The sequence below is a fragment of the Aliiroseovarius sp. xm-d-517 genome, from assembly GCF_013283135.1.
GTDB lineage: Bacteria > Pseudomonadota > Alphaproteobacteria > Rhodobacterales > Rhodobacteraceae > Aliiroseovarius > Aliiroseovarius crassostreae.
Window position 1 is genome coordinate 1250108 of record NZ_WBXT01000001.1, and the last position, 23313, is coordinate 1273420.

Sequence of the window (23313 nt, forward strand, 5' to 3'; positions counted from 1 at the left end):
CCTTGCGAGTTGGGAATGATCTAATCGTTTTTACGGCAGCCTTCAATCAGGCCACTTCAAACGTGATCTTTCGTCGCAAGAACTGGGTGGCGCGTGAGGAGACCTGCGCGGCATTGCCGGTGGTCAGGAACTTGCTTTCCGTGCCCGCGCCCTTCATTTCCGGATGCCGGTCCAGATAATCTGCCAGGCTTTCCGCCACCAGACCGGCCTGGCTGAACACTTTCACATCCGGGCCAAGTGCCGCCTGAAATTCCTTTTCCATCAACGGGTAATGGGTGCAGCCCAGAATGGCGGCCTCGGGATTTGGCATTTTCCGTTTCAGCGCATCCACATGCGAGTTCACCAGCGCCTCTGCCAGGATCATGTCACCTTCTTCAATGGCATCGACCACACCGCCACAGCTCTGCGCCTCGACATCCACACCGATGGCGCGGAACGCGAGTTCGCGCTGAAACGCGCGGCTGGCCACGGTGGCAGGGGTGGCAAACAGCGCCACATGTTTGGTTTCCACTTCACGCGGCGGCGTGTTGTCGCCCCAGGAACGTTCCGTCAGCGCCTCGATCAGCGGCACAAACACGCCCAACACCCGCTTGTTGGGCGGGATCCAGCTTTCCTGCATCCGGCGCAGGGCAGCGGCAGAGGCGGTGTTACAGGCGAGAATCACCAGATCACAGCCCTCGTCCCACAGTCGCGCCACCGCCTTTGTGGTCAGGTCATAGACGTCATCTGCATCGCGCACCCCGTAAGGCGCATGGGCATTGTCCCCGAAATAGACAAAATCGACATCTGGCAAGCGTTTGGTCACCGCATCCAACACTGTCAGACCACCTAGTCCCGAATCGAACACCCCTACTGCCATCTGTCTTATCCTTGTGCTTGTTTTTCTAGCCCCAGCCCCCGCAACGCAAAGGCCATGGTTCAAGGATTATGTCCGTTTGCACAGGAAATCCATCGCGGATTTACCTCAACGCGGGTGAGAGCGCCAACAGGCCGGGATTTCAGCCCGCAGATCACTCCGCGGCCTGAACCTGCCCCCCTGCACCGAACAGCCGCTGCAGCAGATTTTCCCGTTTCTTACCGGCTTTTGCGACATTTTCCGCCTTCACCGGGCCAAAGCCGCGAATATCCATCGGAAGCTCTGCCAGCGCTTTGACAAGCGGCAGGTTGTCGTCGTTCAAAATCGCAAAGGCCCGCCCCATGTCCTCTTCGAACTGGGCAATCAACCCGCGTTCCATCTGGCGCTCTTCGGACCAGGCAAACACATCCCAGGCCGTGCCACGCAGGAATTTCAGTCGGGCCAGCATCGGGGCAAGTCGCTCAAACCACGCGCCAAAGGCGCGTTTGCGCGGACGACCATTCGGGTCGGTGCCGCCCAGGATCGGCGGGGCCAGATGGTAGGTCAGTTTCAGATCGCCATCAAACTCGGCATGCGCCTTGGCCTTGGTGTCACACAGCAGCCGCGCCACTTCATATTCGTCCTTATACGCCAGAAGCTTGTGATAGCTCAGCGCCACCGCCTCGCGCAGTTCCACTGGGGCGCGCTCAACAAAGGCACGGTAACGGGCGGCGTAGCTTTCATTTTGGTACGACGTCAGATGCTCCACCCGGAAACTGATCTTTTCTTCCAGCGTCTGAGGCAGTTTGACGACGTCGTCCTGCAGATAACCGGAGGCCTGTTCGGGATAAAGCACTGCCCAGCGCCCGATTTCAAAGGCGCGCTTGTTGCGCTCCGGCGCCTGACCATTGAGGTCAATGGCCTGCATCAGTGCCTCATGGGTCAGCGGCACATTGCCCGCCTGCCAGCTCGCCCCCAGCACCATCATGTTGGAGAAGATGCTGTCCCCCATCAGAACCCGGGCCAGCTCGCTCGCGTCAAACATGTGCAACTGGTCACGAAGGCGCGCCTCAAGGGACAGGCGCAGCTGATCCCCCGGCAAGGTGAAATCCTTGTTGCGCGTGAACTCACCGGTCACGGTTTCATGGCTGTCCACCACCGCCCCGGTGCGACCGGTTTTGGTCAGGCCAAGCGTGGTGGCGGCGGCGGACACGACAAGTTCGCACCCGATCAGCGCATCCAGCTCCCCCGTTGCCACGCGGATGGCCGAGATATCTTCAGGCCGTTCCGCCAGTCGCAGATGCACTGTGACAGCGCCGCCTTTCTGGGCAAGGCCGGCCATTTCCATCATGCCCGCCCCTTTGCCGTCGATATGTGCGGCCTGCGCTAAAATGGCCCCGATGGTGACAACCCCCGTGCCGCCCACACCGGTGATCACCGTGTTGAAGGTGCCGTTGATCGCCGGCAAGACCGGGCTGGGCAGATCCGGCAGGTCCAGCGCGGCGGTTGCGGCCTTTTTGATCTTTGCCCCCTCGATGGTGACAAAGCTGGGGCAGAACCCATTCACACAGGAGAAATCCTTGTTGCAGGACGACTGGTCGATGGCACGTTTGCGCCCCAGCTCAGTGTCAACCGGCACAATCGACACGCAGTTCGACTGCACCCCGCAATCGCCACAGCCTTCGCAGATATCGGTATTGATGAAGACCCGCTTGTCGGGATCGGGAAAGAGACCACGCTTGCGACGGCGACGCTTTTCAGCAGCACATGTCTGAATATAGAGGATGACCGACACCCCCTTGATATCCCGGCATTTCTTTTCGATCGCCAGAAGCTCATCGCGGGTATGAAAACTCATCCCTGCAGGGAACTGACCGACTTCCACATCTTCCTTGTCGTCATAGACCACAAAGATGTTCTGCACGCCCATCGCCTGCACTTCACGCGCAATGCGCACCGCGTCCAAACCGCCTTCATTGGTCTGGCCACCGGTCATGGCCACCGCGTCATTGAACAGGATCTTGTAGGTGATCGTGGTCCCGGCCGCGAGCGCCGCCCGGATCGCCAGAACACCCGAGTGGTTATAGGTGCCATCGCCAAGGTTCTGGAACACATGCCCGGTCTTGGAAAACGGTGCCTCGCCAATCCAGTTGGCCCCTTCGCCCCCCATCTGCGTAAAGCCAACGGTAGAGCGATCCATCCACTGCACCATGTAGTGGCAGCCAATCCCCGCATAGGCGCGCGACCCATCCGGGACGCGGGTCGAGCTGTTATGCGGGCAACCGGAACAGAAATAGGGCAGTCGCGCCGCCAGTTGCGGTGCGTTATCCGCCTGTTTTGCCCTGCCAATTTCCGCAAGACCCGCCTTGACAGCATCGGTGCCACGCCCCTCGTCGATCAGGATCTGGCCAAGCTTTTCGGCAATCATGATCGGGTCCAGCGCATACCGGGTCGGGAACAGTTCGATCGGCTTGCCGCCCTCGGTCAGCTCGCCTTTATGCCAGCCGTAAACGCGACGCCCCTGGCGCTTGTCAAAGATGGCCTCCTTGATCTGGACCTCAATCAGTTTCCGCTTTTCTTCAACAACAACAATAAGATCGAGGCCCTCGGCCCATTCCTCAAAACTGGTCATGTCCAGTGGGAAGGTCTGACCGATCTTGTAGGTGGTGATCCCAAGGCGTTCTGCCTCATCCCCGTCAACGCCCAGCAGGTTCATGGCATGCACCAGATCAAGCCAGTTCTTGCCCGCCGCGACAAAACCGATCTTGGCGCCGGGTTTGCCCCAGACGCGGCGGTCAATCTTATTGGCGCGCGCATAGGCCTCTGCGGCAAACCGCTTGTAGTCGATCATCCGCGCTTCCTGCGCAACCGGCGCGTCGCCCAGGCGGATATTCAGCCCCCCTTCGGGCATATCAAAGGACGGGATGACCAGCTGCATACGATCCGGACGCCCATCCACGACAGAGGTGGCCTCAACCGTATCTTTCATCACTTTCAGACCGGCCCAGACCCCGGCAAACCGGCTCAGACCATAGCCATAGATGCCGTAATCAAGGATTTCCTGCACACCTGCGGGGGACAGAACCGGAATATAGGCATCCACCATCGCCCAGTCCGACTGGTGCAGCACGGTCGAGCTTTCCCCCGTGTGGTCATCCCCCATTGCCATCAGCACGCCACCATGCGGCGATGATCCCGCCATGTTGGCATGGCGCATGACATCCCCGGTGCGATCCACCCCCGGCCCCTTGCCATACCACAACCCAAAGACGCCATCATAGGCGCCTTCGCCTCGCAACTCAGCCTGCTGACTGCCCCAAAGCGCGGTCGCGGCAAGGTCCTCATTCAGCCCAGGCTGAAACAGGATATCGTTTTCTTTCAAAAGCTTGTCAGACCGACCCATCCACAGGTCAACACCCCCTACCGGAGAGCCGCGATAGCCGGAAACCAGACCAGCCGTTTCCAGCCCCGCCCGGCGGTCGCGCTCCTTCTGCATCAACATCAAGCGCACCAACGCCTGTGTGCCATTGAGCAGCACATGCTCTTTGAACAGATCAAACCGGTCATTCAGCGTCACTTCTGGCTTGCCCATGGCACCCTCCTCTGGAGTCTTGGTCTTGTGGAGTTGTGGTCTTGCTGATCCTCATTTTAGGTCATAATTTCTGACCTTTCAATTGTTTTATTTCCGCCACGCTTGCGCTTTTCACAGAAAAATTGTCGGATTAAACATTGGTTTCTTGGGCATTTCCCGCGATAACTTCTGACAAGCTGAATACGCGAACAACATACGGATCCTTACGTGATGGATTGGGACAAGCTCAGAATATTTCATGCAGTGGCCGATGCGGGGTCCCTGACCCATGCCGGCGATGCGCTGCACCTGTCTCAATCTGCGGTGTCGCGCCAAATACGCGCGCTGGAAGAAAGCCTGAACGCCACCCTGTTTCATCGCCATGCGCGCGGACTGATTCTCACCGAACAGGGCGAGCTTCTGTTCGAGGCGACCAATGCCATGAATCACCGGCTGGAAGCCGCGGTGGCACGCATTCGTGACAGCAAGGAAGAGGTCTATGGCGAGCTGCGCGTGACCACCACAACCGCTTTCGGGTCGCTGTGGCTCGCGCCGCGCCTGCCGAAATTCTATGAGAAATACCCGGACCTGACCATTGACCTGATGCTTGAGGAGCGGGTGCTTGACCTGCCAATGCGCGAGGCTGACGTGGCCATTCGCATGAAAGAACCCAGCCAGGCTGACCTCATTCGCAAGCGCCTGATGGATGTCCACATGCGCCTCTATGCCTCCCCCGGGTACCTGGAAAGCCATGGCACACCAGAGAGTTATGATGACCTGACCAAACACAAGATCATCTGCCAAAGCACCTCTGCCCATCAGGTCTCTGCCGGTGCAGCCCTGGTCAAGCAACTGATCGCCCACGGCGTCAGCTCCAGCCTGACCGTGAACAATTATTTCGGCGTGCTGCAAGCCACGCTGAACGGTTTGGGCATTGGCGTCTTGCCAGATTACATCATCGAGGATTTCCCCGAACTGCAGCGGGTTTTGCCGCAGGCCGAAAGCAAGGACATCCCGGTTTACCTCGCCTATCCCGAGGAATTGCGCCAATCCCAGCGTATTGCGGCCTTCCGGGATTTTGTCACTGAGGAAATCATCGCACAGCGCAAACGCGAAAAATCCTGACCTTTCAGCGGATTGAAATCCACCCGTGTCAGATGTTTGCGATAGCTATGCATGAGGCGCATAGCCGCAATGCAGCATTTACCCTTGTCACCTAGGTATTCAAGGCCTAAATCAGGCTCAAAGCCGAGCACGGGCACATGTCCTTCGGCTTTTACCTCCCTGTTGGACTTGGCCGGGCTATGCCCGGCCTTTTTTTTGCCTTTCACCTCCCACAGCAACAATTTGCAGTGTTATCGCCGCAACTCGACAAATCCCCTGTTGAGCAGGCTTCCCACGCGCCCTCTTTTCCCATATGAGATGCCGAAACTGCCATTGCGCCCGCCCCATGACCCAGGCGGGACGCGTCAAAAGGGGACATGCGCCAGATGCAAGAGCCAGCGATCACCACAGATCTCATCGAAGCCCACGGGCTCAAGCCGGATGAATATGAGCTCATTCTGGAAATCATCGGACGCGAGCCGAGCTTCACCGAACTTGGTATTTTCTCGGCCATGTGGAACGAGCACTGTTCCTACAAGTCCTCGAAGAAATGGCTGCGCACCCTGCCCACCGAAGGCCCGCAGGTGATCTGCGGTCCCGGCGAAAACGCGGGCGTGGTGGATATTGGCGACGGTCAGGCGGTCATCTTCAAGATGGAAAGCCACAACCACCCGTCTTACATCGAACCCTATCAGGGCGCGGCCACTGGTGTGGGCGGCATCCTGCGCGACGTGTTCACCATGGGCGCCCGTCCGATTGCGGCGATGAACGCGCTGTCGTTTGGTGAGGTGGATCACCCGAAGACCAAAACGCTGGTCAATGGCGTGGTCGAAGGCATCGGCGGCTATGGCAACTGTTTCGGCGTGCCCAATGTGGGCGGTGAAGTGCGCTTCCACCCGGCCTATAACGGCAACTGTCTTGTGAACGCCTTTGCGGCGGGTCTGGCGGATGCGGACAAGATCTTCTACTCGGCCGCCTCGGGCGTCGGGATGCCCGTTGTGTATCTGGGCGCAAAAACCGGCCGTGACGGCGTGGGCGGCGCCACGATGGCGTCAGCCGAATTTGACGACACGATCGAAGAAAAGCGCCCCACCGTGCAGGTGGGCGACCCGTTCACCGAAAAACGCCTGATGGAAGCCACGCTGGAGCTGATGCAGACCGGCGCGGTGATTTCGATCCAGGATATGGGGGCCGCTGGCCTGACCTGTTCCGCCGTGGAAATGGGTGACAAAGGCGGGCTGGGCGTCAAGCTCAACCTCGAAGACGTGCCGCAGCGCGAAGAGAACATGACCGCCTACGAGATGATGCTCTCGGAAAGCCAGGAACGCATGTTGATGGTGCTGAACCCCGACTTGGAAGACGCAGCCCGCGCGGTCTTTGAAAAATGGGATCTGGACTTTGCCATCGTGGGCGAAACCCTGCCGGAAGACCGCTTCCTGATCATGCATAATGGCGAGGTGAAAGCCGACCTGCCGCTGTCGCCGCTGTCTGGCCGTGCACCTGAATATGACCGCCCCTGGGTGGAAACTCCGCAGGCCGAGGAACTGGCCGATGTGCCGGAGATCGACGGGATCGACGGGCTGAAGGCGCTGCTGGGCTCGCCCAACTACGCCGCCAAGAACTGGGTTTATGAACAATATGACCACATGGTGATGGCCGACACGGTGCGCGCACCGGGTCTGGGCGCAGGCATTGTGCGGGTGCATGGCACCAACAAGGCACTGGCGTTCACCTCGGATGTGACGCCGCGCTATGTGCGCGCCAACCCGCTTGAAGGTGGGCGTCAGGCGGTGGCAGAGGCCTATCGCAACCTGACCGCCGTGGGGGCCAAGCCGCTGGCCACCACCGACAACCTGAACTTCGGCAACCCGGAAAAGCCCGAAATCATGGGTCAGTTCGTGGGCGCAATCAAAGGTATCGGCGAAGCCGTGGCAGCCCTGGATGTGCCAATCGTGTCCGGCAACGTCTCGCTTTACAACGAAACGGACGGTCAGGCGATCCTGCCCACCCCGACCATTGGTGCCGTGGGGCTGATCGAAGATCTCGATCACCTGATCTGCGGCGATGCCCGCGACGGTCACGTGGCGATGATGGTGGGTGACATGGTTGGCCATCTTGGCCAATCCGCCCTGCTGGCGGAAGTGTTCAACCGCGAAGACGGCGATGCGCCCCATGTGGATCTTGAGGCCGAGAAGAGAAACGGTGAGTTCATCCGTGCAAACCGTGACCTGATCAAGGCCTGCACCGACATTTCCGATGGCGGTCTGGCCATGGCGGCGTTTGAAATGGCAGAGGCCGGGAATGTTGGTGTTCAGCTGGACATGGCAGACACGCCGACCCTCTTTGGCGAGGATCAGGGCCGCTATCTCGTTGCGCTGAACTTTGATCAGGCGGAAGCCCTGATGATTGCCGCAGGTCAGGCCGGGGTCAAACTCACCTCGGTGGGCCGCTTCACCGGCGACACTGTAAAACTGGGCAGCTCGGAAGCGTCTTTGGAAGACATGCGCGAGATTTACCGCACAGGTTTCGACAAGGCCCATCGTTGATGTCATCTGCAAACACGGGGGGGGCCATTCCGGCCCTCACCGCCGACTGTCAGGCCTGCATGGGCATCTGCTGTGTGGCCCCCAGTTTTGAAAAAAGCGCGGAGTTTGCCCTGTCAAAACCCGCGCTGACCCCCTGCCCGCATCTGACCGACCGGGACCGTTGCAAGATCTATCGCAATCTTGAATGGCACGGGTTTTCGGCCTGTGAAAAATTCGACTGCAAAGGGGCGGGGCAATATCTGACCCAGGTGGTTTACCCGGGCAAGTCCTGGCGCGACACCCCGGAGCAAAAGGCCGCCATGGCCGAAAGCTATCGCCGCCTGCGCCGGGTGCATGACCTGCTTGAGATCTTCACCCTTGCGAAATCCCTGCCACTTGACGCGGATCAAGAGGCGGCCCGGCAGGCCGCCCTATCGTCGCTGATACCGGAGGAAGGATGGAGTGAGGAAAGCCTGAAAAGATCTGAAGCAGATGGATTGTTTGGTCGCTTGCAGACTGTGCTTGCCACATTCCGATCCGCTTACGCACGCAAACCGTGAAGATGGCAAAACCAGTTTTCTAGCGAAGTCCATCCTCCACCGGTCGCGGGCAAGCGCAAATCTCGCTTCTTGCTTGAAGCCCCTGCCCCGCATGCCTAAATTCATCCCAACAACTGCTTAAACAAGGATCCCGCCACATGGCCATGGAAGCGCAACAAATCGAAGACCTGATCCGCGCAGGTTTTCCTGACGCCAAGATCACCATCACCGACCTGGCTGGCGACGGCAATCACTGGGCGGCAGAAGTGGTGGACGAGAGCTTTCGTGGCATGAACCGTGTGCAACAGCAACGCGCGGTGAACGCAACGGTGAAAGCGCAGATCGACAGCGGTGAGTTGCACGCGCTGGCGCTGACCACCAAGGCACCGGAGTAACAGGTGTTCTCCTTCGACATCATTGCCCCGCTTCTGCTGTTACTTGAGGAGGTGTCACGGTGATCGCAGTGGTGGAATACCGAAGAAAGCACAGAAACCGCTCCCATCGAAAAGGCGCCACCCCCTCGCAAAACAGCTCACTTGTTGGCGGCGGAGTGATTTCAAACAATGGTGGGCATACCCATCATATCGCGGTGCCCCGCGACCCACAGGACTACACAAGGGCGATGAGCCCGAAGAAGTAAGGACAACGACATATGACCGACGCAAAAACCCAAATCGATGAACTCGTCAAATCCAACGACGTTGTGCTCTACATGAAAGGCACCAAGGACATGCCGCAATGCGGGTTTTCCTCCCGCGTGGCTGGCGTGCTGAACTTCATGGGGGTGGACTATACCGATGTGAACGTGCTGGCGGATGAGGAAATCCGCGCTGGCATCAAGGAATATTCCGACTGGCCGACCATTCCGCAGCTTTACGTGAAAGGCGAATTTGTCGGCGGCTGTGACATCATCACCGAGATGACCCTGTCAGGCGAGCTGGACACCCTCTTTGACGACAATGGCGTGACCTATTCGAAAGAAGCGGCCGACAAGATCCGCGAAGCCAACGCATAATCTTGGCCTCACCAAATAAGAAAAGGCGCTCAGATCTGAGCGCCTTTTTTTGCGACTGTCAGGGGGGTTAACCCGCTGTTTTTTCTTCCACGGCTGCGGCCATAGCCTCGGCGCGCGCGGCGATTTCGGCCAATGTATCGGTCACGCTCGACGGCACCACGGGCACCTCAACCTTGACCGGTTCCGCATTTTTCAAAGATGAAATTTCTGCCTGAAGATCAGCGATCTTCTTTTCCGCGTCTTTCAGCTTGTCATCCATGCCTGCCGTTTTGTCCGCCAGCATCAAGCCGGACATCAGCAACATCCGGCTTTCGGTCAGATGATTGATTTGCGACACCAACACCGAGGCTTCGGCATCCAGCATGGCCGCAGCCGATTTCAGGAAATGCTCTTCCCCCTCCTGGCAGGCGACTTCAAATCCACGACCACCGATTTTGATCACGACATCAGGCATCCATATTCTCCTGAGTTTGGGCCGCTTCCGCCTGCTGGGTTTCCGCTTTTGATATCAGGCTGTTCAGCTCCCCCAGAACCGCATTCAGCTCGGTCCGGTCCGCCGTCTGCGCCGCACGCAGCCCTTCCAGCTCTGCCATCATCGACTTGTTGATCAGATGGGGTTCCACCACACCCTGATTGGCCGCCTCACGCAACGCGTCATTATTGTGGCGCAGATCCGCATTGACCTGGCGCAGCTTGGCAAGCGCCTTTTCCTCGCTCGCCAGCAGTGCCGTCAAACGTTCCACCTCAGCAGACAGCGCCTGAACGGTGCTGTCCTGTTTTTCCTTGATTGCCTTCACGCGCTCTTCCAGCTGCGCATTCACGATGCGCTCATCTTCCAGTGCGGCGCTCAGCCGGGCAACCTCGTCACTTTGATCCGGCTTGGCGGGAGTAAGCGTGTCAATCCCTGCACCAATCCGTTCCAACGCGGTGGTGATGCGGGTCTCCAGTTCGGAAATATCGCTCATGCTCGTCCTTGTTCACTCTGCCCTGTTCAAATCACTTTCCTCTGCACGCGGAATTGCAAAAGGCGAATCGTTGCGCGCCGAGGGCTTAGTCATTCCATGATGACTTCCGTTTTAGCCGATGAGAAGAAATTATAAAACGCCTGTTCCAATGCGGCCCCACCTGATCAGCGAAAATCACCGGAAAACCGGGGGAAAACCTGTTTCCAATTGACGATAAAGCACTTTCCTCCCCCGGTTTTCGCGCAAACTGTGGCCCGGACACCCACCAGCCCGTGTTCCGTCCCTCCTTGCGTCCGGTTTGCCACAGCTTGGCTTGACCCGCACAAAATGGCTGTTAAACCCGTCGCAACTCTACTTAGCCAAAGGATCTGGGCCTTGGATATCGCAACCCTTCGCAAAAACCATCCCGACCACTGGAACAAGGCTGCGGCCATCCGTGCGCTGACGCTTGACGCGGTGGCGGCGGCCAATTCCGGTCACTCCGGCATGCCGATGGGCATGGCTGACGTGGCGACAGTCCTGTTCGAAAATCACCTGAAATTCGACGCCTCACAGCCGCGTTGGGCGGACCGTGACCGGTTCATCCTGTCGGCGGGCCACGGCTCGATGCTGATCTATTCGCTGCTTTATCTTACCGGTTACGAAGACGTGACGCTGGAGCAGATCAAGAACTTCCGCCAATGGGGCGCGATCACGGCGGGTCACCCGGAATATGGCCATGTGTCGGGTGTGGAAACCACCACTGGCCCGCTGGGTCAGGGCATTTCCAACGCCGTGGGCTTTGCCATGGCCGAAGAAATCCAGCGCGCCCGCTACGGCAAAAAAGTCGTGGATCACTATACTTACGTGATCGCCGGCGACGGTTGCCTGATGGAAGGCGTGAGCCAGGAAGCCATCGGCCTGGCTGGCCGTCACGAGCTGAGCAAGCTGATTGTGCTTTGGGACAACAACGACATCACCATCGACGGTAAGGTGTCCCTGTCGGATCGCACCGACCAGGTGCAGCGGTTCAAAGCCTCGGGCTGGCATGTGATCGAAATCGATGGCCATGATCCGGAGCAGATTGACGCCGCGATCACCAAGGCCAAGACGACCAAGAAGCCGTCAATGATCGCCTGCAAAACCCATATCGCCCTGGGCCACGCCGCCCAGGACACCTCCAAAGGCCATGGTGCGCTGACCGATGCAGAGCAGCTCAAAGCTGCGAAAGAAGCTTACGGCTGCCCGCTTGAGCCCTTCGCGGTTCCCGCCAATGTGAAAGCAGCCTGGGAAGCCATCGGCGCACGTGGCGTGGCCGATCGCGAAGCCTGGGAAGCCCGATTTGCCGAGATTTCCGAGCGCAAACAGGGCGAGTTCAATCGCGCCTATGCCCTTGAAGCTCCTAAGAAATTGTCGGCTGTCATCCGCCAGCTGAAAAAGCAGGTCGCCGAGGAGCAGCCCAAGGTCGCAACCCGCAAATCGTCCGAAATGGCGCTGGCTGTGATCAACCCGGTGATGCCGGAAACCGTGGGTGGCTCGGCTGACCTGACCGGGTCGAACAACACCAAGACCGGCGATCTGGGCGTGTTTGACACCGACAACCGCAAAGGCCGTTACGTCTATTGGGGCATCCGTGAACACGGCATGGCGGCGGCGATGAACGGCATGGCGCTGCATGGTGGCATGCGCCCCTATGGCGGCACGTTCTTCTGCTTCACCGACTATGCGCGTCCCTCGATGCGTCTGGCGGCGCTGATGGGCATTCCGACCGTGTTTGTGATGACCCATGACAGCATTGGCGTGGGCGAAGATGGCCCGACCCACCAGCCGGTGGAACACCTGTCGATCTGCCGCGCAACCCCGAACAGCTTCACCTTCCGCCCGGCCGACACCGCCGAAACCGCAGAGGCGTGGGAGATTGCCCTGAGCGAAAAAACCACCCCGTCCACCATGGTTCTGACCCGTCAGAACCTGCCGACGCTGCGCACCGAATACAAGCAGAAAAACCTTGTTTCTCAAGGGGCTTACGTGCTGGCCGATGCGGAATGCGGCAAGCGTCAGGTGATCCTGATCGCCACCGGGTCCGAAGTGTCCCTGGCGATGGAAGCGCGGGCCGCACTCGAAGCCCAGGGCATCGGCACCCGCGTGGTCTCCATGCCCTGTATGGAACTGTTTGCCCAGCAGGACGAAGCCTATCGCAAACGCGTTCTGCCCGCAGGCCCCGTGCGGGTCGGTATCGAAGCGGCTGTGCGCGATGGCGGCTGGGATCGCTGGCTTCTGGGCGAGCGTGGACGCGAGGCAAAGCAGGCCTTTGTCGGCATGGAAGGCTTCGGTGCATCGGCCCCGGCAGACGTGCTGTATGAGAAGTTTGGCATCACGTCTGACAACGTGGTCGAGACGGCAAAAACCCTGCTCGGCTAAGGCTGCAAATCCTTGCTGAAAGACCCGGACGCCCCGCCGACAGGTTGGGGCGTCTTTTCTTGGAAAGTTTAAACTTTGTCGGGCCCTGAAACCGGAAAGTTTAAACTTTCCCGCCGCCAAAATTCGAAAAATTAAAGTTTTCAGGCAGCCTCACGGGGGTTTTCGCTTCCCCAGCCCGCCCCGATCAGACAGGTTGGATTTTGTCTGGCAGCAGGACCTCAAGATGCGACCCTCTCTTTCCGATAATCTGCGCGGCGCGCTGTTCATGGTGTTCTCCATGGGCGCTTTTGCGCTGGAGGACATGGCGCTGAAGGCCGCCGCCCGCGACATTCCGATCGGTCAGGCGGTGGCCATGTTCGGCGCCGCAGGATGGGTGGTTTTTTCAATAACGGCGCGGGCGCGGGGGGAACGGATCTTTCACCCTTCCCTGCTCTCACCCTTGCTGATCTGGCGATCTGTGTTCGAGATTTCCGGGCGGCTGTTCTATGCGCTGGCGATTGCGCTGACCCCGCTGTCGAGCGCCTCGGCCATCCTGCAGGCCACGCCCCTGGTGGTGGCGCTGGGGGCCGTTGTGGTTTTTGGTGAGCGGGTCGGTCTGCGCCGCTGGATGGCGATTGCCGTGGGCTTTATCGGCGTCCTGATGATCCTGCGACCGGGGTTCGATGCGTTTGACCCGCTGTCGGGGTTTGCCGTTCTGGGCATGCTGGGCTTTGCCGGGCGCGATCTGGCAACGCGGGCCAGCCCCGTGTCGATGTCTTCCGCGCAACTGGGCGTGGCCGGGTTTGCGGTGCTGACGCTGGCGGGAATGGTTTTGATCGGCTTTGGCGGTGTCGCACGCCCGACACCGGCCAGCCTTGGTTTTGTGGCGATGGCCAGTGTGATCGGGGTTCTGGCTTATGCGGCGCTTACCCGTGCGATGCGGGTCGGGGAGGTGTCGGTTGTGACGCCGTTTCGCTATTCCCGGCTGCTTTTTGCGCTGATCCTGGGCATCACGGTGTTTGGCGAGCAGCCGGATCTGATGACGCTGCTGGGGTCTTTGGTGATTGTCTCAAGCGGGGTGGTTTTGTTGCGACGCCCCGCGCGGGATCGCAAGTAAGCCCGGGGGCGGGGAAACAGGCGGGATGTTTCAGGTGCGGATCAGAATGCTGGCGGTAAGGGGCTTTGCCCCTCGGGCTGCGCCCTCACCCCAGGATATTTGCGGCAAGAGGAAAAGGCGACGAGTTACGCCTTTCCCTTGAAGATCGCCTGCCAGATCGGGGCGATGATCCGGGTGGCGAGCGGAATAAGGAGGACCCCCAGGATCAGCCCCACCACGCCATCAAGGGCCGCGGTCACCATCCATGCGACAAAGCCCTGCGCCTGTGTGACGGAATGCGCGGCGGCCTCGGCGATGTGGTGGATCGAGTTGTAGGGTTCATGCAGACCGAGCTCATGCGCGCCGTGGATCACGATGGATCCGCCCACCCAGATCATCGCAGCCGTGCCGATAATTGTGAGCAATTTCATTAAGATGGGCATGAATTTCACCAACCCGAGACCGAAGTTTCGGGTCAGGCCGAGGCGCCCAGTCCGGGCCAGGAACAGCCCCACATCATCCATTTTCACGATGATCGCCACGGAGCCGTAGACGGCGATGGTGATGCCGATCCCGGCGATGGCAAGCCCGCCCGCCTTGGCGTAGATCGAGCCCTCCGGCAGGGCGGCGAGGATGATTGTCATGATTTCGGCCGACAGGATGAAATCGGTTTTGATGGCGCCTGCGACCTTGCTTTCTTCCAGGTGGGTCGGATCGCCTTCTTCGTGGTCTGCGTGATCCCATTTATGTTCATGTGGAAAGAGCACATGCCAGACTTTTTCGGCCCCTTCAAAGCACAGGTAGGCCCCGCCCAGCATCAGGAGGGGGGCCACTAGCCAGGGGGCGAAGGTGGACAGGAGGAGGGCTGCGGGCAGCAGGATCAGGAGCTTGTTCTTGATCGACCCCCAGGCGATGCGCCCGATGATCGGCAACTCGCGTGCGGGGGCAAAGCCCTGCACATATTTTGGTGTCACAGCCGCATCATCAATCACCGCGCCTGCGGCCTTGACCCCGGCTTTTGCGGCCTGGGCGGCCACGTCATCAACCGACGCAGCCGCCACTTTGGCGATCCCCGCCACATCATCCAGCAATGCAATCAGACCACTCATCACCCCTGCCCCGTATCAACTGCGCGTTCCGGCGAATCCTACGGGTTGGCCACGGGAGGGGCAAGGGGCAGCCGGTTGGTGTGGGGAGATTGTTTGGGCCATGGCGTTCTGCGGTTGGCCCCTCTGCGGCGATTGGGGCGGCAGATTTCACCGGGATTGCGCTGGGGATTGCGCCGGGGATTGCGCTAACATGGCATGTTTTCGCTAACATGCGGAGAGGAAAGGCGAATTCGACATTGGACCATGCCCGCCCCCCGTCTATACCCGGCGCAAATGCCAATGGCCGCCTGGGGGGTGGCCGGAATTCAAGAGGTACTTCGATGACTGTGAAAGTCGGGATCAACGGATTTGGCCGCATTGGCCGCTGCACGCTCGCTCAGATCGCCGCATCTGGCCGCAAGGACATCCAGGTTGTGAAACTGAACGCCACGGGCCCGGCCGAAAGCGCCGCGCATCTGCTGAAATATGACAGCGTGCACGGGCGGTTCCCCAATGAGGTGGTGCTGGGTGACGGCACCATGGATGTGGGTCAGGGCCCGATGCAGCTGATGTCGACCTATGACATGAACGAGCTGGACTGGTCCGGCTGTGACGTGGTTCTGGAATGCACCGGCAAGTTCAATGACGGCGAAAAGGCCAAGGCGCATATTGAGCGTGGCGCCAAGAAGGTGCTGCTGTCCGCCCCCGGCAAGAACGTGGACAAGACCATCGTCTTCGGCGTGAATGACGAGATGCTGGAAGCCTCGGATGTAATGGTGTCGAACGGCTCCTGCACCACCAACTGTCTGGCCCCGGTGGCCAAGGTGCTGAACAACGCCTTTGGCATCGAAAGCGGCATCATGACCACGATCCACGCCTATACTGGCGACCAGCCGACGCTGGACCGTCGCCACAAGGATCTGTATCGCGCCCGCGCCGCTGCCATGTCGATGATCCCGACCTCAACCGGTGCCGCGAAAGCCCTGGGCGAGGTTCTGCCCGCGCTGAAAGGCAAGCTGGATGGCTCTGCCGTGCGCGTGCCGACCCCGAATGTCTCGGCCGTGGACCTGACCGTGGTGCTGAACAAAGACGTGTCGGAAGCCGACGTGAACGCGGTGATGAAAGAGATGTCGGAAGGCCCAATGAAGGGCGTTCTGGGGTACACCGAAGAAAAACTGGTCTCGACCGATTTCAACCACACCGAGGAAAGCTCGATCTTCGCAGCCGACCAGACCAAGGTGATCGGCGGCCGCCTGCTGCGCGTGCTGGCTTGGTATGACAATGAATGGGGCTTCTCGACCCGTATGGGCGACGTGGCCGTCAAGATGGGCTCGATCTGATCTGAACCTTTGATCCGATGGAAATTCTGACCCCCGGTTGGCCCTGCCTGCCGGGGGTTTTTCGTGGGGATCCACTAAGATCCTTCGCCCCCTGCCCCCTTGCGCCCCCTTGCCCTGTCGCCGCATCCCGGTGATAAAGCGTTTCGGGATAAACTTGCGACACATGTTTGTTCCGAAACGCCGATAACTTTGATATCTCTGACAGAGTTTCAACTTTTCCCTGTCTCAGGTGAACGTCGAAACGCTTTCGTGGCCTCAACGACAGGAGCAGCCTGTGACCAATCAGATCGCCTTTTCCATTGCCTTTGTGATCCTGGTCGCTCTGGGGCTGGACTATGCCCTGTCGGACCTTTCCAACAGCTTGTTTCTGGGGCGAAAATTCCTGGAGCTGACCGAATGGATGGCCTTCTGGCGCTGAGCGCCTCCGGATAAAACTGACATTTTGGCAACGGGTTGCACTTCTGCGTGACCCTCTCTTGACCTTTCCGTCAAAAAAGTCATGTTAGCGCCAACATGACATGCGGCAGCGTCTTGTGCGCGCCCCCGGAAGGAACGACGACATGAGTGTGAAACTGGCCATCAATGGGTTTGGGCGCATCGGCAGACTGGTGCTGCGGGCGCTTGCGGAACAGGGACGTGACGATCTTGAGGTGGTGGCGATCAACGATCTCGGCTCGGTTGAGATGAACGCACATCTGCTGGAGTTTGACAGCGTGCATGGGCGGTTTCCCGGCACTGTCACCTATGGCGAAGACTGGATGGATGTGGGGCGCGGCAAGATTGCCGTCACCGCCATGCGCAACCCCGATGACCTGCCCTGGGCGCATGTGGATATTGTCCTGGAATGCACCGGGATTTTCAAAGGCGACAAGGCGCTGGTGCATCTTGGCAATGGCTCCAGCCGGGTGCTGGTTTCGGCCCCGTCTTCGGGGGCACATAACACCGTGGTCTATGGCGTGAACCATAACAGCCTGACCTCGGATCATGTGCATGTCTCCAACGCGTCCTGCACCACCAATTGCTTGGCGCCGGTGGCCAAGGTGCTGCATGAAACGGTCGGGATCGTGAAGGGGTTCATGACCACCGTGCATTCCTATACCGGCGACCAGCCGACGCTGGACCGGTTGCACAAGAAAGATTTCTACCGTGCCCGCGCCGCCGCGATGAGCATGATCCCCACCACCACCGGCGCGGCCAAGGCGGTTGGGCTGGTCCTGCCAGAGCTGGCCGGCAGGCTGGATGGGGTGGCGATCCGGGTGCCGACACCGAATGTCTCCTGCGTGGATCTGACGATTGAGGCGGCGCGCGCCACGGATGCGGACGAGATCAATGCCGCGATACATGCCGCCGCCCATGGGCCGCTTCGCGGGGTGCTCGGCGTGACCGACAAACCGCTTGTCTCGGTTGATTTCAACCACGCCCCCGAAAGCTCGACCTTCGCCACCGATCAGACCCGGGTGATGGACGGCAATATGGTGCGCATTCTGAGCTGGTATGACAATGAATGGGGATTTTCGAACCGGATGCTGGATACGGCGGCGGAAATGGGAAAACACCTGTGAGCGGATGGGGCGCATAAACAGGACCGACAAAAGGCCCCAGAGGGGGCCTTTTTTGTGAACCAACCCTCAACAGGCGGGTTTTTCACGAAGGGAGGATCGCATTCATGTGCCCCCGCACACGCCCCCCGCAAAGGGGCAAAAAGCCGCCTTACCCGATTTTCGCGAGCAGCTTCTCTTTCACCTCAGGTGTCACGAATTTCGACACGTCGCCGTTCAGCTTGGCGATCTCTTTCACCAGTTTCGAGGCAATTGCCTGATATTTTGCCTCAGCCATCAAAAACACGGTCTCAACCGATGAATCCATTGCGCGGTTCATACCAACCATCTGATATTCATACTCAAAATCCGTCACCGCCCGCAATCCGCGCACGATGATCTGCGCGCCGACATCATGGGCGCAGTCGATCAGAAGGTTTTCAAACGGATGGGCAATGATCTCGGTCCCGGTTTCCTGGGCCAGCTTGGCGCATTCCTCTTCAACCATGGCCACCCGCTCCTCGAGCGAGAACATCGGCCCCTTGCCGGTGTTGATCGCCACCCCAATCACCAGCCGATCCACCAGCGCACAGGCACGGCGGATGATGTCGGTATGTCCGAGCGTGATCGGATCGAAAGTTCCGGGATAAAGACCAACGCGCATATTCGTGCCTCCTAAAGCGTTTCGGGATAAACTTGAGACACATGTTTATTCCGAAGCGCCCACAACATTTCTATCACTTAACAGCGTGTCGGTTTTTCCCTGTCTCAGGTGAACGTCGAAACGCTTTAAAGCTGGGGCGCACGCAACAATATTGCGCGTGGTTTTTCAAGACTTTTGGTGCCGCCACGTAGTTCTACGTAACGGCACAATGCGCTAAAATGCGCTCAGTAGCCCATGATCATATTGGTCAGCGCTTCGGCCTGGCTCGACAGCTCATCCAGTCGCGCCTTGACCACGTCACCGATCGACACCAGCCCGACCATCTCGTCACCTTCCATCACCGGCATATGGCGAAACCGCCCTTCGGTCATGGTCTGCAACACCTGAATGGCCCGGTCGCCGGGGGCGCAGCTGACCAGTTTGGCGGTCATGATACTGTCAACAGTGTCGGTCAGGCACCCCGTGCCCGACGCCCCAAGGGCACTGACGACATCGCGTTCCGACACGATCCCCGCCGGGCGCACGCCATCCTCGGACACAATCACCGCGCCAATCTTTTTCTCCGACAAAAGCGCCACCGCCTCGGTGATCGAACTGCCCGGTTTAATCGTGGCAACACCGCTGATCGGTTTGTCTTTGAGAATTTGGCTGACGAGCATCTGAACCTCCTGGGGAATTATAATTTATGTCTCCAGCGTCGCCCCTCACGCAACAATATGTCAAGAACATTCGGCACCTTAGAGTGTTTCTACCATGTTTTCCAACCGCGCCACCTCTGCCCGGATTCCCTGCGCCAACGCCTCTGCCACACGCGCAAAACGCTCCACCCGCGCATCCCCTTCGTGGCGCACCAGATAAAAGGACCGCGTGATCGACAGCTGGTCGGTCAGCACCCGCCGCAGTTCCGGCGCAAAAGGCAGGATGAAATCATGGGTGATGCCAACCCCACCCCCCTGACGCACCATGCCCAGCTGCACCGCCACCAGGTTCGAGGCCAGCTGCACCCGCTCAATCCCCAGCTTGGTCAGGAAATCAAGCTCGGGATAAAAGATCATGTCCTGAATATACCCCACAATCGGATGATCCCGCAGATCCGCCAGCCGCTCCAGCCGGGGGGCGTGGCGCAGATAGGTCTCACTTGCCGCCAGATGCAGGTGATAATCGGTGATCCGCTGCACGGTGACCCGGCCTGCCTGCGGGGGGCTGACCGTAATCGCCATATCCGCTTCCCGTTTTGACAGGTTGATCACGCGGGGCAGCGCCACGACCTGCAATTCCAGCTCCGGGTGCTGGCGCTGAATCTGCGCACAGACCTGCGGCAGGATATAACTGGCGCAGCCATCCGTGGCGCCAATCCGCACCTGACCGGACAATTGCCCGGACTGTCCACGCAGCTCATCCACCCCGGATAGAACCGCCTGCTCTGCCCGCTCCGCATGGGACAACAGACGCGATCCCGCCTCGGTCAGCGCATAGCCCTGCGGTGATTTGGTGAACAGAACCTGCCCCAGGTCGCCCTCGAGCTTGGCCACCCGCCGCCCCACCGTGGCCGCATCGCGCCGCAACGACTTACCTGCCCGCGACAGGCTTTCCGCCCGCGCCACCGCCAGAAACACTTTCAGATCATCCCAATCCATCACCCGCTCCGTAGACCAAGCTCCCAAACATGCCCCTCTTTTCCTGTCAGAAATATCCCGGGGTGAGCGCGGAAGCGCGAGGGGCAGCGCCCCTTCCGAGCGAAGCGAGGCCACCGACAGCGCGCTGAGGCGCAAGCCGAAGCGCCCCAGCCCCTACTCTGCCCCTGCTACCACCAGTCTTGCATTTTTGCAAAACCCTTTTGGGAAATACCCTCTTTCCAACCGCACAAACGCAAGACTAACCTGCGCGCAGAAATTTGGGAGAACCACCATGAAAAATCTTGGTCACTGGATCAACGGTCAGCTGGTCGACGGCACATCCGGCCGCACCGCAGATGTCTACAACCCCGCCACCGGCGAAGTGCAGGCACAGGTTGCCCTGGCCACCAAGGCCGAGCTGGACGCCGCTGTTGCAAGCGCGGCCGAAGCCCAGAAAATCTGGGGCGCCACCAACCCGCAGAAACGTGCCCGCGTGATGATGGCCCTGGTTGGCCTGATCAACCGCGATATGGACAAGCTGGCCGAGGCCCTGTCGGCTGAACACGGCAAGACCATCCCCGACGCCAAGGGCGACGTGCAGCGCGGTCTGGAAGTGATCGAATACTGCATCGGTGCGCCGCAGATGCTGAAAGGTGAGTTCACCGACAGCGCCGGCCCCGGCATCGACATGTATTCCATGCGCCAGCCGCTGGGTGTTGTCGCCTCGATCACGCCCTTCAACTTCCCCGCCATGATCCCGCTCTGGGGCATGGGTCCGGCGCTGGCTGCGGGCAACGCGATGATCCTGAAGCCGTCCGAGCGCGACCCCTCGGTGCCGCTGATGCTGGCTGCGCTGTGCAAAGAAGCAGGTCTGCCCGACGGCGTTCTGCAGGTTGTGAACGGCGACAAGGATGCGGTCGACGCGATCCTTGACAATGACACGGTTCAGGCCGTGGCTTTCGTCGGCTCGACCCCGATTGCGCATTACATCTATTCGCGTGCCACCGCCAACGGCAAACGCGCGCAGTGTTTCGGTGGTGCAAAGAACCACATGATCATCATGCCCGACGCGGATATGGAGCAAGCTGCCGACGCCCTGGTGGGTGCTGGCTTTGGCGCCGCTGGCGAACGCTGCATGGCGATCTCGGTGGCTGTGCCGGTCGGGGCTGAGACCGCAGACAAACTGCGTGACGCCCTGGTGCCGCGCATCGAAAAGCTGAAAGTGGCGCCTTACACTGCTGGCGACGACGTGGATTACGGCCCGGTTGTGACCTCGGCCGCCAAGGAAAACATCCTGCGTCTGATCCAGACCGGTGTTGATCAGGGCGCGGATCTGGTTGTGGACAACCGCGACTTCAGCCTGCAGGGCTATGAAGAGGGCTTCTTTGTTGGCCCGCATCTGTTCGACAACGTCACCACCGACATGGATATCTACAAGCAAGAGATCTTTGGCCCGGTCCTGTCGATGGTGCGTGCCGAAACCTACGAGGAAGCCATCGGCCACGCCATGGATCACGAGTACGGCAACGGCACCGCGATCTTCACCCGTGACGGTGACACCGCCCGTGATTTCGCCAACCGGATCAATATCGGCATGGTCGGCATCAACGTTCCGATCCCGGTTCCGCTGGCCTATCACACCTTTGGCGGCTGGAAGAAATCGGGCTTTGGCGATCTGAACCAGCACGGCCCGGACGCGTTTAAATTCTACACCCGCACCAAAACCGTGACCTCGCGCTGGCCGTCGGGCATCAAGGAAGGTGGCGAGTTCAACTTCAAGGCCATGGACTGATCCACGACGTCAGATCCGCACGATCTGCGGACTGACGAGCCGTTAAGACCCAGAGCGCCCCGAGAGAAATCTCGGGGCGTTTTTTGTGCAGCTCACCCCCGCAAACTACCGCTTGGGTTGTTTATCGGAAAAGCGATAAAAATTGATTTTTCCTTTTATTTTCATAAATTATGGAATATTTCAGTGAATTGAATCGACTTCCCTCGCGCAATAACTTAGCATTTTCAACAACCACTGATTGTTTTTTCGGATACTGAAATGGTGAAGAGTGAGTATTTTCCCACCAGCGCATTGCTGTGTCAGTCCCTGTCCGGGGAAATCGGGCTGTCTCAGCTGGGCCACCTGCTACCTGACCTGCAGGACCATCCTGTCCCGCCCGGAGGGTATGATGCGCTGATTGACCTGTCCGGGGCCACCGATATTGACTGCAGCTTCACCGGCATGGCCACGCTGGTGCGCGCACGCAAAGCGCGACAGAAAACCCATCGCCCGCCCAACCGCATCGCGATCTGGGCCCCCGGTGATCTGGCCTTTGGCACCTGTCGTATGCTGGAACAACTGGCGCAGGGGGAGCTGGTGCTGGACCTGGCGGTGATGCGGGAGGAGGAGGAAGCCCTGGCTTTTCTGCTCCGTTCGGAGCGACGGCTTGAGACCCTGCGCGATCATCTGGAACGTGCTGAGCGCAACGCCTCGGCGGCGTCGGCCTAACACATTTTCATATCGCGCTACTTCGACTGAATGTCGAAACCCATGAGGGCGTGTTCAGTTCAATTGGACACGCTTTCATCCCTGTGCGGCTTAATCCATGTGCTGCACATTTTGCTGATCCCTCAGCAGCGCCTCCAGATCCGAGCTTTCAAAGCCCAGGAACCGCAGCGCGTCCTGTTCGGCGCGAAACAGGCTGACCTGCTCCTCCAGCACCCCTTCGGCCATCTGCTCAAACAATCGTGAGAGCACAAAACCCACCGGGCTGTCGACAAGGATGGCGGATTTCTCGGGGCACGGCAGGTCTTCGTAGACCTTCGATTGCAGATTGACCAACTCTTTCATCCCGGTCTCGGAACTGTCCACCGCAAGCAGGGCACGTGAATCGGTCAGGCAGACATAGCCCTTTGGCACATGGAACCCATACATCCATTCCGCCATCCGCCCCGCCAGAGAGGTCATGCTGATCGCCCCCCAAAGCCGGACATGGACCAGTTTCAGGTCCGGATAATACCGCGCTGACTGAGGCATCCCCTCCTCC

General features: G+C 59.6%; 21 protein-coding genes. 12 read left to right on the forward strand and 9 right to left on the reverse strand.

Going from position 1 to position 23313, the window contains the following annotated elements; genetic code table 11:
* Nucleotides 1–46: 46 nt before the first annotated feature.
* Both murI and XMD517_RS05925 read right to left on the reverse strand, forming a co-directional pair.
* A complete protein-coding gene (gene murI / locus XMD517_RS05920; RefSeq protein WP_173486589.1) occupies nucleotides 47–859 on the reverse strand; it encodes a glutamate racemase in 813 nt (270 codons plus the stop codon).
* Nucleotides 860–1010: 151 nt separating this feature from the next.
* Nucleotides 1011–4427: an indolepyruvate ferredoxin oxidoreductase family protein gene (locus tag XMD517_RS05925; protein WP_173486590.1), complete on the reverse strand. Its 3417-nt coding sequence runs from the start codon at nucleotides 4425–4427 to the stop codon at nucleotides 1011–1013.
* A gap of 210 nt (nucleotides 4428–4637) precedes the next feature.
* Between XMD517_RS05925 and XMD517_RS05930 the strand changes: the two genes are divergently transcribed.
* The 5 genes from XMD517_RS05930 (at nucleotide 4638) to grxD (ending at nucleotide 9589) form a co-directional block, all read left to right on the forward strand.
* Entirely contained in the window at nucleotides 4638–5531 is an 894-nt protein-coding gene (locus XMD517_RS05930) for a LysR family transcriptional regulator (protein WP_173486698.1), read from the forward strand.
* Nucleotides 5532–5896: 365 nt separating this feature from the next.
* On the forward strand, nucleotides 5897–8056 hold the full coding sequence (purL, locus tag XMD517_RS05935; protein ID WP_055190470.1) for a phosphoribosylformylglycinamidine synthase subunit PurL: 2160 nt from the start codon (nucleotides 5897–5899) through the stop codon (nucleotides 8054–8056).
* Entirely contained in the window at nucleotides 8056–8595 is a 540-nt protein-coding gene (locus XMD517_RS05940) for a hypothetical protein (protein WP_173486591.1), read from the forward strand. The genes purL and XMD517_RS05940 overlap by 1 nt, the downstream gene beginning before the upstream one ends.
* A gap of 137 nt (nucleotides 8596–8732) precedes the next feature.
* Nucleotides 8733–8969: a BolA family protein gene (locus XMD517_RS05945; RefSeq protein ID WP_055189497.1), complete on the forward strand. Its 237-nt coding sequence runs from the start codon at nucleotides 8733–8735 to the stop codon at nucleotides 8967–8969.
* A gap of 257 nt (nucleotides 8970–9226) precedes the next feature.
* Nucleotides 9227–9589: a Grx4 family monothiol glutaredoxin gene (gene grxD / locus XMD517_RS05950; RefSeq protein WP_055189499.1), complete on the forward strand. Its 363-nt coding sequence runs from the start codon at nucleotides 9227–9229 to the stop codon at nucleotides 9587–9589.
* A 67-nt stretch (nucleotides 9590–9656) separates the two neighbouring features.
* Here grxD and XMD517_RS05955 read toward each other — a convergent pair whose 3' ends face one another.
* Both XMD517_RS05955 and XMD517_RS05960 read right to left on the reverse strand, forming a co-directional pair.
* Nucleotides 9657–10043, reverse strand: a complete 387-nt coding sequence (locus XMD517_RS05955; RefSeq protein WP_173486592.1) for a cell division protein ZapA — start codon at nucleotides 10041–10043, stop codon at nucleotides 9657–9659.
* On the reverse strand, nucleotides 10036–10554 hold the full coding sequence (locus tag XMD517_RS05960) for a hypothetical protein (RefSeq protein ID WP_173486593.1): 519 nt from the start codon (nucleotides 10552–10554) through the stop codon (nucleotides 10036–10038). Before XMD517_RS05960 ends, XMD517_RS05955 begins: the two co-directional genes overlap by 8 nt.
* 375 nt (nucleotides 10555–10929) lie before the next feature.
* Here XMD517_RS05960 and tkt point away from each other — a divergent pair, with 375 nt between their 5' ends.
* Nucleotides 10930–12954 (forward strand): transketolase, encoded by a 2025-nt coding sequence (gene tkt, locus XMD517_RS05965; protein ID WP_173486594.1) that lies wholly within the window; start codon nucleotides 10930–10932, stop codon nucleotides 12952–12954.
* Between the two features lie 223 nt (nucleotides 12955–13177).
* The gene (locus tag XMD517_RS05970; protein ID WP_173486595.1) at nucleotides 13178–14050 is read left to right on the forward strand and encodes a DMT family transporter; all 873 of its coding nucleotides are present in this window, start codon (nucleotides 13178–13180) and stop codon (nucleotides 14048–14050) included.
* A gap of 125 nt (nucleotides 14051–14175) precedes the next feature.
* Here XMD517_RS05970 and XMD517_RS05975 read toward each other — a convergent pair whose 3' ends face one another.
* On the reverse strand, nucleotides 14176–15138 hold the full coding sequence (locus XMD517_RS05975; RefSeq protein ID WP_173487935.1) for a DUF808 domain-containing protein: 963 nt from the start codon (nucleotides 15136–15138) through the stop codon (nucleotides 14176–14178).
* A gap of 320 nt (nucleotides 15139–15458) precedes the next feature.
* Between XMD517_RS05975 and gap (XMD517_RS05980) the strand changes: the two genes are divergently transcribed.
* The 3 genes from gap (XMD517_RS05980) to gap (XMD517_RS05990) all read left to right on the forward strand — a co-directional run bounded on the left by gap (XMD517_RS05980) (nucleotide 15459) and on the right by gap (XMD517_RS05990) (nucleotide 18019).
* A complete protein-coding gene (gene gap / locus XMD517_RS05980) occupies nucleotides 15459–16457 on the forward strand; it encodes a type I glyceraldehyde-3-phosphate dehydrogenase (RefSeq protein ID WP_173486597.1) in 999 nt (332 codons plus the stop codon).
* Between the two features lie 274 nt (nucleotides 16458–16731).
* The gene (locus tag XMD517_RS05985; RefSeq protein WP_055189513.1) at nucleotides 16732–16875 is read left to right on the forward strand and encodes a hypothetical protein; all 144 of its coding nucleotides are present in this window, start codon (nucleotides 16732–16734) and stop codon (nucleotides 16873–16875) included.
* A 142-nt stretch (nucleotides 16876–17017) separates the two neighbouring features.
* Nucleotides 17018–18019 (forward strand): type I glyceraldehyde-3-phosphate dehydrogenase, encoded by a 1002-nt coding sequence (gap, locus tag XMD517_RS05990; protein WP_173486598.1) that lies wholly within the window; start codon nucleotides 17018–17020, stop codon nucleotides 18017–18019.
* Between the two features lie 148 nt (nucleotides 18020–18167).
* Here gap (XMD517_RS05990) and coaD read toward each other — a convergent pair whose 3' ends face one another.
* The 3 genes from coaD to XMD517_RS06005 all read right to left on the reverse strand — a co-directional run bounded on the left by coaD (nucleotide 18168) and on the right by XMD517_RS06005 (nucleotide 20296).
* Nucleotides 18168–18659 carry a pantetheine-phosphate adenylyltransferase gene (coaD, locus tag XMD517_RS05995; protein ID WP_173486599.1) on the reverse strand — a complete coding sequence of 164 codons (492 nt, stop codon included), beginning with the start codon at nucleotides 18657–18659 and terminating at the stop codon, nucleotides 18168–18170.
* 224 nt (nucleotides 18660–18883) lie between these two features.
* Nucleotides 18884–19318, reverse strand: coding sequence for a CBS domain-containing protein (locus tag XMD517_RS06000; RefSeq protein ID WP_173486600.1), 435 nt, complete (start codon nucleotides 19316–19318; stop codon nucleotides 18884–18886).
* Between the two features lie 78 nt (nucleotides 19319–19396).
* Nucleotides 19397–20296 carry a LysR family transcriptional regulator gene (locus tag XMD517_RS06005; RefSeq protein WP_173486601.1) on the reverse strand — a complete coding sequence of 300 codons (900 nt, stop codon included), beginning with the start codon at nucleotides 20294–20296 and terminating at the stop codon, nucleotides 19397–19399.
* Nucleotides 20297–20567: 271 nt separating this feature from the next.
* On the opposite strand from XMD517_RS06005, the gene XMD517_RS06010 reads away from it, so the two are divergent.
* Together XMD517_RS06010 and XMD517_RS06015 are read left to right on the forward strand one after the other, a co-directional pair.
* Entirely contained in the window at nucleotides 20568–22067 is a 1500-nt protein-coding gene (locus XMD517_RS06010; RefSeq protein WP_173486602.1) for a CoA-acylating methylmalonate-semialdehyde dehydrogenase, read from the forward strand.
* Nucleotides 22068–22325: 258 nt separating this feature from the next.
* Entirely contained in the window at nucleotides 22326–22775 is a 450-nt protein-coding gene (locus tag XMD517_RS06015; RefSeq protein WP_173486603.1) for a hypothetical protein, read from the forward strand.
* A gap of 90 nt (nucleotides 22776–22865) precedes the next feature.
* On the opposite strand, the gene XMD517_RS06020 is transcribed toward XMD517_RS06015, so the two are convergent.
* The gene (locus XMD517_RS06020; RefSeq protein WP_173486604.1) at nucleotides 22866–23303 is read right to left on the reverse strand and encodes a hypothetical protein; all 438 of its coding nucleotides are present in this window, start codon (nucleotides 23301–23303) and stop codon (nucleotides 22866–22868) included.
* Between the last annotated feature and the right edge of the window lie 10 nt (nucleotides 23304–23313).

Bases quoted from the DNA above. Each gene is read 5' to 3' on its own strand.
- XMD517_RS06000 (WP_173486600.1), bottom strand. From the start codon at position 19,318: ATGCTCGTCAGCCAAATTCTCAAAGACAAACCGATCAGCGGTGTTGCC.
- XMD517_RS06005 (WP_173486601.1), bottom strand. From the start codon at position 20,296: ATGGATTGGGATGATCTGAAAGTGTTTCTGGCGGTGGCGCGGGCGGAA.
- XMD517_RS05960 (WP_173486593.1), bottom strand. From the start codon at position 10,554: ATGAGCGATATTTCCGAACTGGAGACCCGCATCACCACCGCGTTGGAA.
- murI (WP_173486589.1), bottom strand. From the start codon at position 859: ATGGCAGTAGGGGTGTTCGATTCGGGACTAGGTGGTCTGACAGTGTTG.
- XMD517_RS05940 (WP_173486591.1), top strand. From the start codon at position 8,056: ATGTCATCTGCAAACACGGGGGGGGCCATTCCGGCCCTCACCGCCGAC.
- XMD517_RS05925 (WP_173486590.1), bottom strand. From the start codon at position 4,427: ATGGGCAAGCCAGAAGTGACGCTGAATGACCGGTTTGATCTGTTCAAA.
- XMD517_RS05945 (WP_055189497.1), top strand. From the start codon at position 8,733: ATGGCCATGGAAGCGCAACAAATCGAAGACCTGATCCGCGCAGGTTTT.
- gap (WP_173486598.1), top strand. From the start codon at position 17,018: ATGAGTGTGAAACTGGCCATCAATGGGTTTGGGCGCATCGGCAGACTG.
- XMD517_RS06010 (WP_173486602.1), top strand. From the start codon at position 20,568: ATGAAAAATCTTGGTCACTGGATCAACGGTCAGCTGGTCGACGGCACA.
- XMD517_RS05970 (WP_173486595.1), top strand. From the start codon at position 13,178: ATGCGACCCTCTCTTTCCGATAATCTGCGCGGCGCGCTGTTCATGGTG.
- XMD517_RS05930 (WP_173486698.1), top strand. From the start codon at position 4,638: ATGGATTGGGACAAGCTCAGAATATTTCATGCAGTGGCCGATGCGGGG.
- grxD (WP_055189499.1), top strand. From the start codon at position 9,227: ATGACCGACGCAAAAACCCAAATCGATGAACTCGTCAAATCCAACGAC.
- gap (WP_173486597.1), top strand. From the start codon at position 15,459: ATGACTGTGAAAGTCGGGATCAACGGATTTGGCCGCATTGGCCGCTGC.
- XMD517_RS05975 (WP_173487935.1), bottom strand. From the start codon at position 15,138: ATGAGTGGTCTGATTGCATTGCTGGATGATGTGGCGGGGATCGCCAAA.
- XMD517_RS05955 (WP_173486592.1), bottom strand. From the start codon at position 10,043: ATGCCTGATGTCGTGATCAAAATCGGTGGTCGTGGATTTGAAGTCGCC.
- XMD517_RS06020 (WP_173486604.1), bottom strand. From the start codon at position 23,303: ATGCCTCAGTCAGCGCGGTATTATCCGGACCTGAAACTGGTCCATGTC.
- purL (WP_055190470.1), top strand. From the start codon at position 5,897: ATGCAAGAGCCAGCGATCACCACAGATCTCATCGAAGCCCACGGGCTC.
- XMD517_RS06015 (WP_173486603.1), top strand. From the start codon at position 22,326: ATGGTGAAGAGTGAGTATTTTCCCACCAGCGCATTGCTGTGTCAGTCC.
- coaD (WP_173486599.1), bottom strand. From the start codon at position 18,659: ATGCGCGTTGGTCTTTATCCCGGAACTTTCGATCCGATCACGCTCGGA.